The organism is Asanoa sp. NPDC049475 (assembly GCF_040676915.1).
Lineage (GTDB): Bacteria > Actinomycetota > Actinomycetes > Mycobacteriales > Micromonosporaceae > Asanoa.
In genome coordinates this window covers 718,914-733,610 of sequence record NZ_JBFAPY010000003.1, presented here as the reverse complement: position 1 = coordinate 733,610, position 14,697 = coordinate 718,914, and the positions used below count along the sequence as shown (strand labels likewise).

At 71.8% G+C, this 14,697-nt stretch carries 12 protein-coding genes; 7 read left to right on the top strand and 5 right to left on the bottom strand.

Annotated elements, in window-relative coordinates; all coding sequences use genetic code 11:
- Nucleotides 1-72 precede the first annotated feature (72 nt).
- Nucleotides 73-567, top strand: coding sequence for a sigma-70 family RNA polymerase sigma factor (locus tag AB0J88_RS14605; protein WP_364346076.1), 495 nt, complete (start codon nucleotides 73-75; stop codon nucleotides 565-567).
- Entirely contained in the window at nucleotides 564-1,292 is a 729-nt protein-coding gene (locus AB0J88_RS14600) for a zf-HC2 domain-containing protein (RefSeq protein ID WP_364344832.1), read from the top strand. Before AB0J88_RS14605 ends, AB0J88_RS14600 begins: the two co-directional genes overlap by 4 nt.
- Here AB0J88_RS14600 and rarD read toward each other — a convergent pair.
- From rarD to AB0J88_RS14580, 4 genes are all read right to left on the bottom strand, one after another.
- Nucleotides 1,289-2,200 (bottom strand): EamA family transporter RarD, encoded by a 912-nt coding sequence (gene rarD, locus AB0J88_RS14595; RefSeq protein ID WP_364344835.1) that lies wholly within the window; start codon nucleotides 2,198-2,200, stop codon nucleotides 1,289-1,291. The genes AB0J88_RS14600 and rarD overlap by 4 nt on opposite strands.
- Complete coding sequence (locus tag AB0J88_RS14590; protein WP_364346078.1) at nucleotides 2,197-2,637, bottom strand: GNAT family N-acetyltransferase; 441 nt, start codon at nucleotides 2,635-2,637, stop codon at nucleotides 2,197-2,199. The genes rarD and AB0J88_RS14590 overlap by 4 nt, the downstream gene beginning before the upstream one ends.
- A gap of 264 nt (nucleotides 2,638-2,901) precedes the next feature.
- Nucleotides 2,902-3,288: a phage holin family protein gene (locus AB0J88_RS14585; protein WP_364344838.1), complete on the bottom strand. Its 387-nt coding sequence runs from the start codon at nucleotides 3,286-3,288 to the stop codon at nucleotides 2,902-2,904.
- Between the two features lie 40 nt (nucleotides 3,289-3,328).
- Nucleotides 3,329-5,641 (bottom strand): hypothetical protein, encoded by a 2,313-nt coding sequence (locus AB0J88_RS14580; RefSeq protein WP_364344841.1) that lies wholly within the window; start codon nucleotides 5,639-5,641, stop codon nucleotides 3,329-3,331.
- 77 nt (nucleotides 5,642-5,718) lie between these two features.
- Between AB0J88_RS14580 and eccB the strand changes: the two genes are divergently transcribed.
- The 5 genes from eccB to AB0J88_RS14555 all read left to right on the top strand — a co-directional run bounded on the left by eccB (nucleotide 5,719) and on the right by AB0J88_RS14555 (nucleotide 13,559).
- Nucleotides 5,719-7,059 (top strand): type VII secretion protein EccB, encoded by a 1,341-nt coding sequence (gene eccB / locus AB0J88_RS14575; RefSeq protein ID WP_364344844.1) that lies wholly within the window; start codon nucleotides 5,719-5,721, stop codon nucleotides 7,057-7,059.
- 131 nt (nucleotides 7,060-7,190) lie between these two features.
- Nucleotides 7,191-7,508 carry a WXG100 family type VII secretion target gene (locus tag AB0J88_RS14570; RefSeq protein WP_364344847.1) on the top strand — a complete coding sequence of 106 codons (318 nt, stop codon included), beginning with the start codon at nucleotides 7,191-7,193 and terminating at the stop codon, nucleotides 7,506-7,508.
- 12 nt (nucleotides 7,509-7,520) lie between these two features.
- The gene (locus AB0J88_RS14565) at nucleotides 7,521-7,814 is read left to right on the top strand and encodes a WXG100 family type VII secretion target (RefSeq protein WP_364344850.1); all 294 of its coding nucleotides are present in this window, start codon (nucleotides 7,521-7,523) and stop codon (nucleotides 7,812-7,814) included.
- A 481-nt stretch (nucleotides 7,815-8,295) separates the two neighbouring features.
- Nucleotides 8,296-13,197 (top strand): SseB family protein, encoded by a 4,902-nt coding sequence (locus AB0J88_RS14560; protein WP_364344853.1) that lies wholly within the window; start codon nucleotides 8,296-8,298, stop codon nucleotides 13,195-13,197.
- Nucleotides 13,194-13,559, top strand: a complete 366-nt coding sequence (locus tag AB0J88_RS14555; RefSeq protein WP_364344856.1) for a hypothetical protein — start codon at nucleotides 13,194-13,196, stop codon at nucleotides 13,557-13,559. Before AB0J88_RS14560 ends, AB0J88_RS14555 begins: the two co-directional genes overlap by 4 nt.
- A 155-nt stretch (nucleotides 13,560-13,714) precedes the next feature.
- Here the strand turns inward: AB0J88_RS14555 and AB0J88_RS14550 are convergent, their stop codons facing one another.
- Nucleotides 13,715-14,635 (bottom strand): alpha/beta hydrolase, encoded by a 921-nt coding sequence (locus tag AB0J88_RS14550; protein ID WP_364344859.1) that lies wholly within the window; start codon nucleotides 14,633-14,635, stop codon nucleotides 13,715-13,717.
- Between the last annotated feature and the right edge of the window lie 62 nt (nucleotides 14,636-14,697).

Genomic DNA, 14,697 nt, shown 5'->3' with positions numbered 1-14,697 from the left:
CGCCTCCCGTACGTGCACTCGGGTGGACACAGACCAGGGGAGGCCGGGAGCTTGGCCGACGACGACGCTGAGCTGCTGCGCGCGCTCAACGAAGAGCACGGAGACGCGCTCTTCGCGCACGCGCTGCGGCTGGTGAGCGGCGACCGGCAACGGGCCGAAGACCTGGTGCAGGAGACGATGCTGCGGGCCTGGCGCCATCCGGAGGCGCTCGACCCGGAGCGCGGCTCCGTGCGGGCGTGGCTGTTCACGACCGCACGACACCTCGCCATCGACGCGTGGCGCCGGCGGACGTCGCGGGTCGGCGAGGTGGTGACCGACGACCTGCCCGAGCCGCCGCCCGAGGTCGACGAGGCCGACCGGGCGGTGGAGGCGTGGACGGTCGCCGAGGCGTTGGGCCGCTTGTCAGCCGCGCATCGCGACGTCCTCGTCGAGTGTTTCTACCAAGGACGCTCGGTGTCCGAGGCGGCCGCCCGGCTCGGCGTGCCACCCGGCACGGTGAAGTCCCGCACGCACTACGCGCTGCGGTCGTTGCGCCTCGTACTGGAGGAGATGGGGGTGACCCAGTGACCAACTGCCCGCACGCGCTCGACGACGGCGCCTACGTTCTGGGTGCCCTGTCGCCGAGCGAGCGCGCCGAGTACGAACGCCACCTGGCCGGCTGCCCGGAGTGCCGGGAAGCGGTCGCGGAGATCGCCGTGCTGCCCGGACTGCTCGGGCGGCTGGCCGACCCCGCTCTGTTGGACCCGTCCTCGGCGGCGCCCCAGCCGGACCGGCTGCCCGGGCTGCTGACCCGGGTCGGCGACGAGCGGCGCCGCGCCCTTCGGGCTCGCCGCCGTCGGACCGTCGGCGCGGTGCTGGTCGCGGCCGGCCTCGCCGCGGTGGTCGGAGTCGGGGTCGCGGGTGTGGAGGCCGGCTGGTTCGGCGGTCGCTCCAACGCCGGCACGGTCAGCGCTGCCCGGGGCACGCAGGTCACCGGCAAGCTGGTCGCGATGCAGCCCGTGGGCAACACGGTGCCGGTGACCGCGGAGATCGGCATCAACGGCGTCAAGTGGGGCACCGAGATCGACATGCGGTGCACGTACAAGGCCGGTGGGGACAGCTCGAAGTCGTGGACGTTCCGGCTCGTGGCGTACGGCGCCGACGGGGCCAAGGAGCAGGTCGGCTCGTGGGTGGCGGCCGCGGGCGAGACGGTCGAGATGAACGGCGCGACGCGGTTCACCGGGCGTGAGCTGGTGCGGTTGGAGCTGACGCGGTACGACGGGACGGCGCTGCTCGCGTACGACGTGCCCTAGATCGTGGCTCCCGCGAGCTCCCTGTTGGCGCGGGCCGTGCGTCGTGCGGTGCGGAGGCCGTCGGCGGTGAAGACGATCAGGGCGAGCCAGACGAGCGCGAAGCCGGCGAGCCGGGCCGGCGGCATGGGCTCGTGGTAGAGGAAGACGCCGAGCGCCAGTTGGAGGATCGGCGTGAGGTACTGGAGGATCCCGAGCGCGGTCAGCGGGATCCGGTTGGCGGCGCCGGCGAAGAACAGCAGCGGGATCGCGGTCACGGCGCCGGCCAGGACGAGCAGGATCGTGATGTGGGCGTCGTCGCCGAAGGTGCTCGTCGGGGTGCTGGTCAGGTAGAGCAGGTAGGCGAGGCTCGGCAGCGCGAGCACGCCGGACTCGACCAGCAGCCCCTCCGCGGCGGCCAGCCTGAGCCGCTTCTTCACGAGGCCGTAGCCGCCGAAGCTGACCGCCAGGGTCAGCGCGATGTACGGGAGTCGGCCGTAGTCGATGGTGAGCACCGCGACGGCGCCGGCGCCGATGCCGACGGCGAGCCACTGGAGCGGCCTGAGGCGCTCCCGCAGCACGGTGACGCCGAGCACGACCGTGACCAGCGGGTTGATGAAGTAGCCGAGGGCGGTCTCGACGACGCGGTCGCTGTTGACGCCGTAGATGTACATCCACCAGTTGACCGCGAGAAGCGTCGCGGCGAAGGCGATGGCGGCGAGGGCGCGCGGTCGCTTGAGCAGGGCTACCAGTTGCTTGCCTCTGCGCAGCGCCGCCAGGAGAAGCGCGACCAGCACGACCGACCAGACGACGCGGTGGGCGAGGATCTCGACGGAGCCGGCCTGGTGCAGTTGTTTGATGTAGATCGGCATGAACCCCCAGAGGAGGTACGCGCCGAGGCCGAACAGGTATCCCTTGCGCAGTTCGGTCATGGGGTGTTCCGCCGGTCGATCTCCATCCACCGGTCCGGCCGGGCGACGGGCTCGAAGCCGGCCTTGGCGTAGACCCCGTGCGCGTCCAGCGTCGCGAGGATGATCCGGAGCACGCCGATGTCGGCGAGCAGGTCACGGGCGGTCTCGGCGAGCCAGGTGCCGAGGCCGTGGCCGCGCTCGGCGGGGTCGACGTAGACGTCGCACAACCAGCCGAAGGTCGCCCGATCGGTGACGACCCGCGCGAAGGCGACCTGGGTCTGTTCGCGGTAGACGCCAAGGACCACGGAGTGTTCGAGGGAGCGCTCGACGATGTCGCGGGGGCGGTTGGCGGCCCAGTAGGAGTCGGTCGAGAGCCAGTGGAACACGCGGTCGACGTCGATGAGGCTGGGGTCGGAGGAGAGCAGATGCTCGCCACGGACCTCTTTCCAGACCGGAATCGGGGCGCTGCCAGCGGATGCTGTCGCGGTTCCCTCGACGGTCGGTGCTTCGGTCCGTTCAGCGGTCGGCGCGGCGGTTCGTGCGGTGTCCAGGGTGCGCGGCGTCGTTGTGCCCTCGCTGTTCACGGGTTCGGTCGTGCGCGCGCTGTCCCTGGTGGTCGTATCCACACAGCCGACGTTAGCCCGCGACCGATATGCGGTCGCGGGCCAATGCCGTGCCCGCGGCCCCGGCAGGGGCCGCTTTCGTCGCTTTTGCTGGCGGGATCAGTCGCGATCGAAGATCAGGCCGAGGACCCAGGTGACGAGGCTCACGAACAGCGCGCCCAGCACCGCCGCGGGCCAGAAGCTCTCGACCTCGAACGGCAGATCGACCTGCTCGGCGATCCACCCGGTCAACATGAACAGCAACGCGTTGACCACGATGGCGATCAGCCCGAGAGTCAGGATGTAAAGCCCGCACCCGAGCGTCTTGATGATCGGCTGCAGCACGGCGTTCACCACACCGAAAATCACCGCGACCAGCAGAACGGTCAGCACGACCTGCCCGGTCGAGTCGGTGTCCAGCGTGATGCCGGGAATGATCAGAGTCGCCAGCCAGAACGCGAACGCCGTGGCCAGCAGCCTGACAAGAACACCTTTCATGAAACCCATGCGCGGCATAGTGCCATGGAGATCGCCGCTAGTCGCCCCCTCACAGTGAGTTTCCAGCCCTGGTCACGTGCTGCGACCCATCGACGTCGCTCGGTGCACCGATCAACGACTGCTCGACCGGCGTCGCGGCCAGCACCGCCCACCGCAACCTGCCGCCACAGACGACCGCCACCATGTCGTCCCGAATCCGAGTCAGCCAGTCAGCGGCGGCGGCAAACCCGAGCGCATCGGCCGCGGTTGCCGCCCCCTGCGGCGGAAGGGCGCCCAACACGACCAGGTCCGCGGTCGTCAGCAGGTCGACATCGGCCTCGGTGACCTCATCGCGCACGGTGAGCATGGCGTGCCACCTCGCGTCCGGGTCGATGCCCTGACTACCGGCCGCCGCGTTGCTCTCGACCTCGAGATCGTCCTCCCAGCCGACCTCGAGCACGTGCCGCCTGACCTCGCGACTCCTGACCGGACCGCTGCCCTGATCACGTCGGTGCCCGCCGCTCGCCTTCTCGCCGACGTCGCGTCCGAAACTCCCGACCACGCCCACACGGTCGCCGCGAACCGAAGTCCCACGAGTAGCAACGTCGAAAACCGTCAACCGGGGCTCCCATGGCGTTCCCCGCGGTCCGGCGTCTAGTGAGTCCGTCGCTGGCCCTTCAACATCCGGCCGGTACCTTCCGGCGGCGGGCTGGCGCATCTCGAGCTGGCCTGTGTCTCGCGGGCTCGGACCAGGATGTAGTCGGGCCGCGCCTGCCTCGTCGGTTGCGGAAGGTAGCTGGCTGGGCGGCGGTTCGCGTGATTGGGCCCAGCGCTGGAGGTGCGTCGCGTCTGGCGTCACCGTCATGGTGCCGGCCGCCGCGCCGAGATCCTCGGCGAACTCGTGCCAGGCTGCCCACCTGCGCGTCCGCACGTCGATTCGGGCACCGAGCGCCAGCGAGCGCAACGTGAGGATCTGCGCGGTTGCCAGCTCTCCCACCACAACCATCCGGGTCCCGGTCGGCCGAAACACCTGGGCTACCACCGGGACACCGTGTCGGTCGTAGCCCAGGATCATCCCGGCGGGTGGCAGCGCGTCGCCGACCGGGTCGGCGACCTCGGGTGGGTTCGGCTCTCTCCGCCGGCGCGGGCTCGGCCTTGGTCGACCGGGATTGCCGGGCGTCCCCGGCGTCGCCGGGGCTCCCGGCGTCGCCGGCGCTCCCGGCGTCGCCGGCGTCCCCGGCGTCGCCGGCGCTCCCGGCGTCGCCGGCCCAGCCCCCTGGCGCAGGCTCACCGCTTTTGCGTAGCGGGTTGGCAGACCGAGCGTCCTGGAGTGCCCAGTGAACGGCAGCGTTTCGGCAACCGCGAAGCGGTGGTCACCGTCGAGCCGCTGGACGGTCGCATGGGCGGCGGCCGCCAGCTCGCCAAGGGCTTGGTCGGCGTGCGCCAGATGCTGTGGCGACTCGCCGGCCAGGCGAACGCACAGGCGCACCTCCGAGGCCGCGGTGACCGCTACTGACACCGTGGTCGCGGCTGCCGGCAGGCTGAGCAGTCCGGCTACGATCCGGGCCTGCTGAGCCGCGCCCTCGGCCCCGGGCAGCGCCATCCGGTAGCAGGCCTGCCATAGCCCGCCCATCGCGACGAAGGGCCAGCGTTCGTCGACGCCGTGGCGGCCGTCGTGGTGGGCGAGCTCCGCCACGGTGGCCAGCGCGTCGTCGCGGTCGAGACGCCGGTGCGGGCCGATGCGTCGGGCGATCCGCCGGCTGATAGCAGACATCGTCGGGCGTAGGGCGGTGTCCGACCATCCCGGCGGCCGCACCACCCGGACTACGACGAAGGTCCGCCGCTGCGTCAATACCCGGTCCTGGGTCAACTGCCGGTAGGACGCGGTCGCGGCAGTGCCGGACAGCCTGGGCCGGCCGGCGGCGACCAGAACCTCCAACCTGGCGTGCGGCGGATCGGCGACCGGACCGACCAGGGCCGCTAGGTCGGGCAGCACGGCGGGCTCGGCCAACTCGAAGACCGCCACCAGGCCTTCCGCGTCGAGGAAGCAGCCGTCGTCGGTTGTGGCCAGGTCGGGCGCCAGAAAACGGAGCAGCTCACCCGCGCTGGCGTGTGCTGGCAACGCGCGCCGCCGTGTCGCGTATCGGACGCCCGCTGTCAGCCAGTCGAACAGCCATCGGCCTTGTACACGGGCAAACGCGACGACGACCGTCGCGGCGGCGGCCACGCCGGCGGCGCTGAGCAGGAGCGGGCCTCGGCCGATGGCCGCTAGTACCAGAGCGATCGCGACCTGGGCGGTGATCACCTGGCCGGCCCGAATGCGCTTCCATTGTGGAGTTGACCGCGCGGTGTTTCGCGACGGGTCCACCGTCATCGATGTCATCGCGGTAGCCTCCCGTCCGTATTCGGCGCGGTTACTGACCGCATCCTAGGGCCGGCACCGACCACAAGGGAGTCCCGATGCCAACGCGGCAGGACCAGTTGCAGTCGCACCAGTTCATGGTGCAGCGCGTGGTATCTGCCCTGGTCACGCACGAGACCGACCCGGCGCAGCCGCCATTTCGCCGAGCGGTCGGCGCGACCTTGGCCGGAGTGCTCCTCGCCGCGATCGCGTTGGGCGGATTCGTCGTTTATGGCGCGCTCGTCGACGGCGGCGGCACAGCATGGCGTGACACCTCGGCGATGATCGTCGAGCGTGAGTCCGGCGCTCGCTACGTGTATCGCGAGGGCAAGCTGCACCTGGTCGTCAACTACGCCTCGGCGCTGCTCGCGGTCGGCTCGCCGCAGCCCAAGACGGTGCTGGTGTCGCGCCGCTCCATCGAGGGCGTGCCACGCGGCAGCACGCTGGGCATCGCCGACGCCCCGGACTCGTTGCCCGCGGCCGGACGCCTGCTCGGTCCACCATGGACCGTCTGCGCTCTGCCTGGGCCGGCATCGGCCCTGCTCGTCGGCGCCACCGGGACGGGCGGCACGCGGCTGGGTGATCGCGGAGTGCTGGCACGGCATTCGGACGGCTCCCTGCATCTCGTCTGGCAAGGGCATCGTTTTCGGGTACGCGATCCGGGCCTCGCGTTGACCGCGCTCGGCTGGGCGACCGCGCCGGTGCTGGCCGCTCCGGCGTTGCTCGACGCGCTGCCGGCCGGCGTCGACCTCGCTGTGCCGCGCATAGCCGGAGCGGGTGAACCTTCCACCGGGGTGCCTTCGGCGTTGATCGGCGAGGTCTTCGTCGTGACCAGTCAGGGCGGCGGGCGGCAGTATGTGGTGGCGGTGCGCGAGGGCCTCGCCGGCATCACGCAGGTGCAGGCCGACCTGCTGTTGACGGCGGGCCGGCAGGACCGGCCGACGGACCTGAGCCAGGGGCGACTCGCCACCAGCGCGAAGGCGCCGGATCTCGTGCCCGACGGTCTCGTGCCCACCGTGACCCCTTCCCTTCTCGAGTCGGTCGGGCGTGCGCTGTGTGCCGAAGTGCGGGACGAGCGCGCCGTCGCCGATGTGGTGGTCGATGCCGACCTGCCTGATGTCGCGGATGCCGTCAGATCGCGACCGGGTGACGGCGTCGACCACGTGGTCGTGGCGCCAGGCCGGGCCGCCCTGGTGGAGGCGGTCGCGCCGGGCGGCCAGCCCGCCGGAACGGTCAGCATCGTCACGGACCGCGGCCGCCGGCATGCGGTGGTCGGTGCGGAGACGCTGGCGATGCTCGGTTATGGCGGCGTGCGGCCGCTGCGCCTGCCGTCGGCGGTGGTGGCATTGATCGAGGAGAGTGCATCCCTCGATCCTGCCCGAGCGCGGGAGCCGGTCTGAGGTTATCCACAGGCAGAAGTTGTCCACAGCCGGTGGTCTTGGGACTACCGAACGTGTGCTCACGGGTCTAACGTCAGCGACGGCATGCGAGACATTCGCCAACTTCGACGCGAGAGCGGGGTGACGTCCGGGTGTCCCAGACCCAGGCCCAGGCGGCGGTGATGCAGCAGACCGCGGCCAGGTTCGAGCAGGTCGACCAGACGCTACAAAGCATGCTGAGCAGCCTCATGGCCGAGCTCGCCGTGCTGCAGTCCGCTTGGCGTGGTGCCGGAGGCCGCTCCTTCGAGCAGGTCAAACAGCAGTGGTCACAGGATCAGGCCGCGATGCAGCGCGCCCTCCGCGAGACGGCCGGCGCGATCCGCACCGCGGGAAGACACTACGAGGCCGCGGACGGCGACGCCGCGAGCCGGATCGCCACCACCAACCGCGGCATCCAGCTGCCGTTGTAGAGGAGAGATGTGATGAAGGACGACGTCCTGGTCGTCAACTTTCCCGCCCTGCAGCAGGCGAGCTCCGACATCCAACGGGCGTTGAACACCCTCGACACCCAGCTGGGTCAGCTCGAACGCGATGCCGCGCCGCTCATCGCCACATGGGACGGCGAGGCCAGGCAGGCGTACGACCAACGGCAGTCCCGCTGGCGCACCGCCTCCGCGGACCTACAGTCCATGCTCCGCGACATCAAGCGTGCGCTGGACGATTCCGCGGCCGACTACCTGAGCACGGAGAAGAAGAACACCAGCCTCTTCCAGTGAACGCGCGGTGGCCCCGGAGGTCCGTGGTGTCCAGAAAGTCCGTGCCGCTTGTCACCCGGTCGCGGCGTTGCGGGTGATCTGTATCCACGGCGAGGTCAACTACCGCTAGCGTCACGCCGGTGTTGGTTGCCAGGTCGGGCGGGTCGCACGCGGGCGAAGAGTCCGTGCGGTCGCCGGTTCGAGGCGCCAGGACGGGCTCGGGAGGGTGTCCGCGCGCGTTGGCGGGGACGGTGACGGAGACCTGGGCAACTGGCAAGATGACGATTGGCAGGGAGAAGGCGGCGGCGACTACGGTCGCGAAGGGACGTGGTGCGCAGCCGGCGTTCGTCGAGCACCTTTCGGGTCTGCCCTGGGGGTCCGAATCGGGAGGGTATCGACGGTGGGCACGGTGAGATCGCCCGTGACGTCCCTACATCGTGATCTAGCCGACACCTTGTAGGTTGTACGCGATGCGTCTGGCCTGTCCGGGAAGGAGGTGGCCGTGACCGATTGGGAACCGGCCACCGAGGTCGAGGCCGCGATGCGAGACGCGCTCCGTGCCGGAGACCAGGAACTCTACTTCCGCATCCTGGCACGGTCCGAGCTTCTGTTGCCGGTGTCGTCCGACGCGCTCGCCGGGCGGGCACAGGTCGGTTGGGGCACGTGGACCACCAACGGCCGCACGCACGTCCTCGCCTTCACGTCGGGTGATGCTCTGCGCATCTGCCTGGCCGACAACGCCGGGTCGGCGCGGCGCATGCCCTACCACGACCTCGCCGCCACCTGGCCCAACCTCGAATGGTGGCTCGCGGTCAACCCGGGCCTGCCGATCGAGGGCTACCTGCCCGCGTGGTTCGTCGCCCAACTGGCGCGCGGTGACGTCAAGCTGCCCGGCCGCACCATGGGTGCCCGTGCCCGCCTCGACCGCGCCGAGTCCGCCGCACGCGCTCGGGCCAGGGCGTCCGTTCCCGGGCAGGTCGTCCAGGGCGAGATCATCGAGCCTCCGTTCGTCGACCGGGCCGCCGCCGTGACCGGTCCCGTGCTCGAGCCGGACAGCATCGAGCCGCCGCAGCGCAACCGTCCGACCCGGCCACCCGGGTTCGACTCGCCGATCGCCTCGATGCGCCGGCGCGGCGGGGTGCCGTCGCCGACCGATGCCACTCCGTCGTCGCCCGCGGCGCCGCCGCCTTACCGGCCCGTTCCGACGCCGCAGGTGACCGACGTGACGCCGGAGCCCTATCGCCCGCCGGTGCCGCCGTCGCAGGTCACGGACGTCACTCCGGAGCCTTATCGGCCGCCGGTGCCGCCTCCGCAGATCGCCGATGTCGTCCCGGAGCCTTACCGGACGCCGGCCCCGCCTGCGCAGGTCGCCGATGTCGTCCCGGAGCCCTACCGGACGCCGCTCCCGCCTGCGCAGGTCGCCGACGTCACTCCGGAGCCTTATCGGACCCCGGTCGCCCCTGGGCACGTCGCCGACGCCACTCCGGAGCCCTATCGGGCGCCAGTCCCACCTGCGCCGCTCGCCGACGCCACCCCGGAGCCCTACCGCGCGCCGATCCCGCCTCCGCCGGTGGGCGACGCCACGCAGCGCCAGGTCCAGCGGCCCGCGGCCAACGGCGAGTCGGTCTGGCCACCCCCGGTGGTCCATGGTGACCAGACGCCGCGGCCGTTGCGCCAGCCCGCCGATTCGCCGCGGGAGGCGTCCGAACGTCCGGCACCGCCCATGCGGCCGCGATCACCGTTCCGCGACGACCCTGCGAGGTCCAGTCCGCCGCGGCTCACAGGGCCGCCGCGGCCCCCGCGGCTACAGTCCCGGCCTACCTCGGGCGGGGGCTTCTTCGGCGCACCCGATCAGGTCGAACAGGGCAGGATCGGACGCGACGACCAACGCCAGGCGAACTGGTCGCCCGCCAACGGCGCCGCCGCGAGCGCGCCGCACGAGACCGGACCATCAGCGGGTACGCCGAACGGGTCCGCCACATCGCCATCGCCCCGGCCGGCGGCTGACCGTGACGCGCCCGGCTGGGCCGACAGCACACCACCAGCCCGTCCGGCACCGTCGTGGCCGGCCTCGCCCGCGCCACCCACGACCCAGCCGCCCGACGGGCCGCCCGCGCATTCCTGGGCTGCCCGGCAGTCCGGGCCGGCGGGTCCGGACCTTTCGACTACGGGCGGGCGCCCCTTCGGAGCCGGAGCCACGCCGTCGTCCGACCTGGGCTCGGTGCGCCGGACTCCTGGCCAGTCCTGGCCCGAGACTTCCGCCGCCGGCTCAGCGCGACCGACGGAGCCGCCGGCCGCTCAACAGCGGCCAGGTCAGCCGTCCGGCTCGGCTGCCGGCGCGGGCGACCCGTCGTGGCCCTCCCGCGCCAGCGGCTCCGCACCCGCGCAGCGATGGGTCGACCCCACCTCGGACGCGTCGGCCGCTAGCAGCCCCGCACCCTTCCAGCCCGTCTCCGGCGCGCCGGCGGCCACGACGCCGGGGGGTGCTGCCTCGGCTGACCCGCAGGCAGGCGCGGTTCCGTCCGTGGCGGGGCTGTGGCCGGACAGGCAAGCACCGTCGACGCCGGTGGAGACCGAGTCAGCGACCGGCGCCAGGCCCGCTCCGCGCGCCACCGACCTCTGGTCGGACCAGAAACGGCCCGACGCGGCCGCCACTGCCGAACCCGCGGCACGCGCAACCGACCTGTGGTCGGGGCAGCAACCCGCTGGCGGGCCGGGTGCCGGGTCGGAGAGGCCCCGAGCTACCGACCTGTGGTCCGGTCAACGGACGCCGGCCAATCCGTCCACCGATGCGGCGGCAACGACGGGGTCTGACCAGGCGCGTGCCACGGACTTGTGGTCTGGCGACCGGTCGGGCTCGGACAAGCCGCCGACCACCGACCGGTGGTCCGGCGAGCAACCGGTCGCCGGACCGACGGATGGGGCCTCCCCTCTGGGTGCGGACAAGCCACGGGCTACAGACCTGTGGTCTGGCGGGTCGGTCGACACCGCCCAGCAGCCGGGTTCCGGCCCGAACCTGTGGTCGAGCGAACGGCTCGCCGACGGTGCACCGCAGGCGGGTTCGGAGCAGCCGCGAGCCACGGACCTGTGGTCGGGGCAGAAGCCGTCCGAGACGGCGGAGCCGGCGGCACGCGCGACCGACCTGTGGTCCGGTCGGCAGGGTGCCGAAGGGGAAGCACCGGACCAGCCGCGGGCTACGGACCTCTGGACAGAGCACAAGCGACCCGAGGCCACCGCCGCGGAGCCGCCGGCGCGTGCGACCGACCTGTGGTCGGGCCGGCAGCCAACCACGGGGGCGGCTGCGGCCGATGGACAGACCGAAACCGCCGCACCGCAGTCGCAGGAGCGGCAACCGTCCACCGAACAGGACAAACCCGCAAAGTCGGTGCCCCGCGCCGGTCAACTGTGGTCCGAGCAGAACCCCAACGAGTCGGTCGCCGCGGCCAAGTCCGTAGCGGACCTGTGGTCCGAGCAGAAGCCCGACGAGCCGGTGGCCGCGGCCAACTCTGCTGCGGACCTGCGGTCCGGGCAGAAGTCCGACGAGCCGGTGGCCGCGCGGAAGCCTGCGCCGGACCTGTGGTCAGGGCAGAAGTCCGACGAGCCGGTGGCTGCGGCGAAGCCTGCTGCGGACCTGTGGTCAGGGCAGAAGTCCGACGAGCCGGCGGCTGCGGCCAACTCTGCTGCGGGCGACTGGTCGGATCAGAAGCCGGCCCAGTCGGTGGCTGAGGGCAACTCTGCTGGGGACCTGTGGTCGGATCAGAAGCCGGGCGAGTCGGTAGCTGCGGGCAACTCTGCTGGGGACCTGTGGTCGGATCAGAAGCCGGATCAATCGGTGGCTGCGGGCAGCCCTGCCGCGGACCTGTGGTCCGAGCAGAAGCCCGACCAGTCGGTGGCCGCGGCCAAGCCCGCTGCCGACCTGTGGTCCGCGCAGGACGCGAATCCGGTGGCCAACGCCGAGGAGCCATCCGCCGGGTCAGGGTCGCTCAGCGCGGACCTGTGGTCGGCAAGAGAGACGGCGTCCGGCACGGAAGGTCCCCGCGCAGATCTCTGGGCGGACCAGCAACCGGCACAGACCAGCGACCAGTCGACCACGGCAGCCCCAGGCTCGCCCGCAGTCGACCTGTGGTCCGCCGAGCCGAAGCCCGGAGCGACGGCGCAACCAGGCGACCCGCGTCAGGAAGACTCAGCCGCCCAGGCGAGCCCAGCCGACGCCCCCGCACAGTCGTGGTCGGACAGTGCCTCCGCGGGCACGGCCGAGAACCCGGTGACCAGCTCCCCGCAGTCCTGGGCGGGCCGAGCCTCGGCCGACCCGTCCCAGCAGTCGTGGACCGACCGCACGCCGACCACCGGCACCGCGGCACCGTCCTGGTTGGAGCGGCCCGTCGCACCGCAGGAGGCGTCGGTCTTCGCCGCCGCGGGCGGTCCCGTTCCGGCCGACTTCCAGCCGGCCAACGACGTCGAGGAGAGCCTGCTCACCGCCGCCGGAGCCGGCAGCACCGACACGTTCCTGTCGACCTTGTTGCTCGCGCGCGTGTTGCTCCCGGTATCCACCGAGTCCAGGGCCGGCGCCCAGCCCGGCAGCGACGGCTTCGTCTGGCGCACCGAGACCATCGACGACGAGCCCTACGTCGTGGTGTTCACCTCGGCCGAGCGGATGGCCGAACACCTGGACAAGAGCACAGAGACGGTCACGGTCAAATTCGTCCGGCTGATCAACAGCTGGCCACAGGAGAACTGGTCGTTCGCGGTCAACCCGGGCACGCCCGTGGGAGCGAAGCTACCCGGCGCCCAGATCGTCGCGCTGGCGAGCTGGGCGGCGGAGGTCGGGCTCGACGCCGGCGACGACGAGCCGGTGGTCGCGGCCGCGCCCAAGGAGGAAGCGCCGGCGCCGGAACCCGCTCCGGCCGCCGTCGACGCGGCGTTGCCGACGATGATGCAGAAGACGATCGCGCCGAGCCAGGTCGACTACTACCTGGAGCGGGGGTACGACCGGGTCTCGGGCTTCGTGCACCGGGTCACCGAGGTCGCGCACCTGCGCACCCCGGCGCAGCTGTTCACCGCGCTCGGGCTCGGCTACGCCAACAGCCCGTTCGCAGCCGACTCGACCGAGGTCTACGTGTTGCGCTGGCCGGCGTACCGGCCGAGTCTTTACCGCATCCCGTACGGCGGTCAGAACGAGAACGCCATGCGGGCCATGGAGGGCTGGGTCATCGAGCGCTCGCCCTTCCGCGGCAACGGGTTCGCGCCCGGCGAAGGCACCGACGTGATCGCGGAGTTCAAGGTGGACAGTGCCCGGCTGCCGCATGGCGCCCAGCTCTGGCTGATCCGCGCCGACGGTTCCGAGACGGTGGTCGCCACCCTCGACGCCGACGCGCCCGGCTGGAAACGGGCTGGTGACCAGTGATGCGCGACGGTTACGTGGCCCGTTGGCAGGACCGCGAATACGACGCGAGCCCGGACGGTGACCAGGTCCGGATCTACCAACCGGATCCGGGCGAGGGCTTCACCGAGGTACGCGCCGGCAGGCACGTCCGGGTCGTCCCGGTGGCCGACGTGGCCGAGCTCGCGTACGTGCGGACCACCTGCTCCTGGAAGGGTGAGCCGTTCATCGTGCTGGCCGAGCACGACGGGTGGCTGCGGGTCGAGTACACGGGTGGCCGCGCCCCGATCGCCGAGTCGTTGGGCCTAGAGGCCTTCGACTTCGGCGTCTACCAGGGCTGGGCGCCGGCCAACGAGGTCACCGACCTGCGCGAACACCGCGCCTAGGGCCTTTCCTGCCGCTCAACGCGGCCTGCGACGAGCCCAGCCGCGGCGTCCCGGGATCACCGAGATACAACACCGGTATCCCGGCAATCCCGGGCCACTGCCAGACGACACCTGGACTCCGTCTCGGCTCACGTTGATCGGCAGGAAAGGCCCTGTCAGGACTTCGCCCACCGCAGCACCTCGCCCAGCACCAGATCCGGCGCCTCCAGGTGCGGATAGTGGCCGACACCTTCCAAGAGGCGCCACTCGTACGGCGCGACACAGTAACGCCCGGAACCCTGCGCCGTACGGGGCAGCACGGCGGTGTCCAACGCACCGTGCAGCTGCAACGTCGGCGTGGTCAAGGGCGTCTGCATCTGCTTGACGAACCGGTACCCGTGCAACCGCAGCACAGACCGGAACGCCCACCGGTAGCCCTCCAGCGCGCAGAACGCCGCCTGCGGGATCCGCATCGCCGACTGGCATCGAGCCACGTAGTCGGCGAAGCCGGGCGTCGACGGCCACGCCGGCCCGGACCAGCGCCGCAGGAACTCGCCGACCATCGCGGCGCCGTCGCGTACCAACACGTGCTCGTAACGCGGCAGCTGGAACTTCAGCGTCGGCGTCGCGGCGCTGAACTGCCCGCGCGGATCAGCGAAGATGGCCGCCCGCAACCGCAGCGGGTGCGCGGCGCCGAGCACGACCAGTCGCCGCACCATCTTCGGGTGGAACGCCGCGGCGGCCCAGCCGACCATCCCGCCGAAGCCGGCACCGACGATCGTCGCCTGCCGCTCGCCGAGCGCCCGGATCAGCCCGGCCACGTCGGCCGCCATGGTGAAACCGTCGTACCCCCGCGGTGGCTTGTCGCTCGCACCGTATCCGCGCATGTCGACCGCGACCGCCCGGAAGCCGGCGTCGGCCACGGCTGGCAGCATCTCGTGCCACGCCCACCAGAACTCGGGGAACCCGTGCAGGAACAGCACGAGCGGCCCGGCGCCGGCCTCCACGACGTGGAAGCGGTTGCCGTTGGCGCCGACCGACCGGTGCGTCCACGGCCCGTCGACCAGCACGCTTGTCTCGTCCACCTGCGGTTCCATTCGGCCAGCGTAGGTCAGCGGCGCCCCTGACCGGCTCCGGAGATCTCCCGGAGCGGGGGCTA

What these genes read in the sequence shown, in the direction of transcription:
- rarD (WP_364344835.1), bottom strand. Translation starts at nt 2,200, where the DNA reads ATGACCGAACTGCGCAAGGGATACCTGTTCGGCCTCGGCGCGTACCTC.
- AB0J88_RS14585 (WP_364344838.1), bottom strand. Translation starts at nt 3,288, where the DNA reads ATGGGTTTCATGAAAGGTGTTCTTGTCAGGCTGCTGGCCACGGCGTTC.
- AB0J88_RS14580 (WP_364344841.1), bottom strand. Translation starts at nt 5,641, where the DNA reads ATGACATCGATGACGGTGGACCCGTCGCGAAACACCGCGCGGTCAACT.
- eccB (WP_364344844.1), top strand. Translation starts at nt 5,719, where the DNA reads ATGCCAACGCGGCAGGACCAGTTGCAGTCGCACCAGTTCATGGTGCAG.
- AB0J88_RS14565 (WP_364344850.1), top strand. Translation starts at nt 7,521, where the DNA reads ATGAAGGACGACGTCCTGGTCGTCAACTTTCCCGCCCTGCAGCAGGCG.
- AB0J88_RS14550 (WP_364344859.1), bottom strand. Translation starts at nt 14,635, where the DNA reads ATGGAACCGCAGGTGGACGAGACAAGCGTGCTGGTCGACGGGCCGTGG.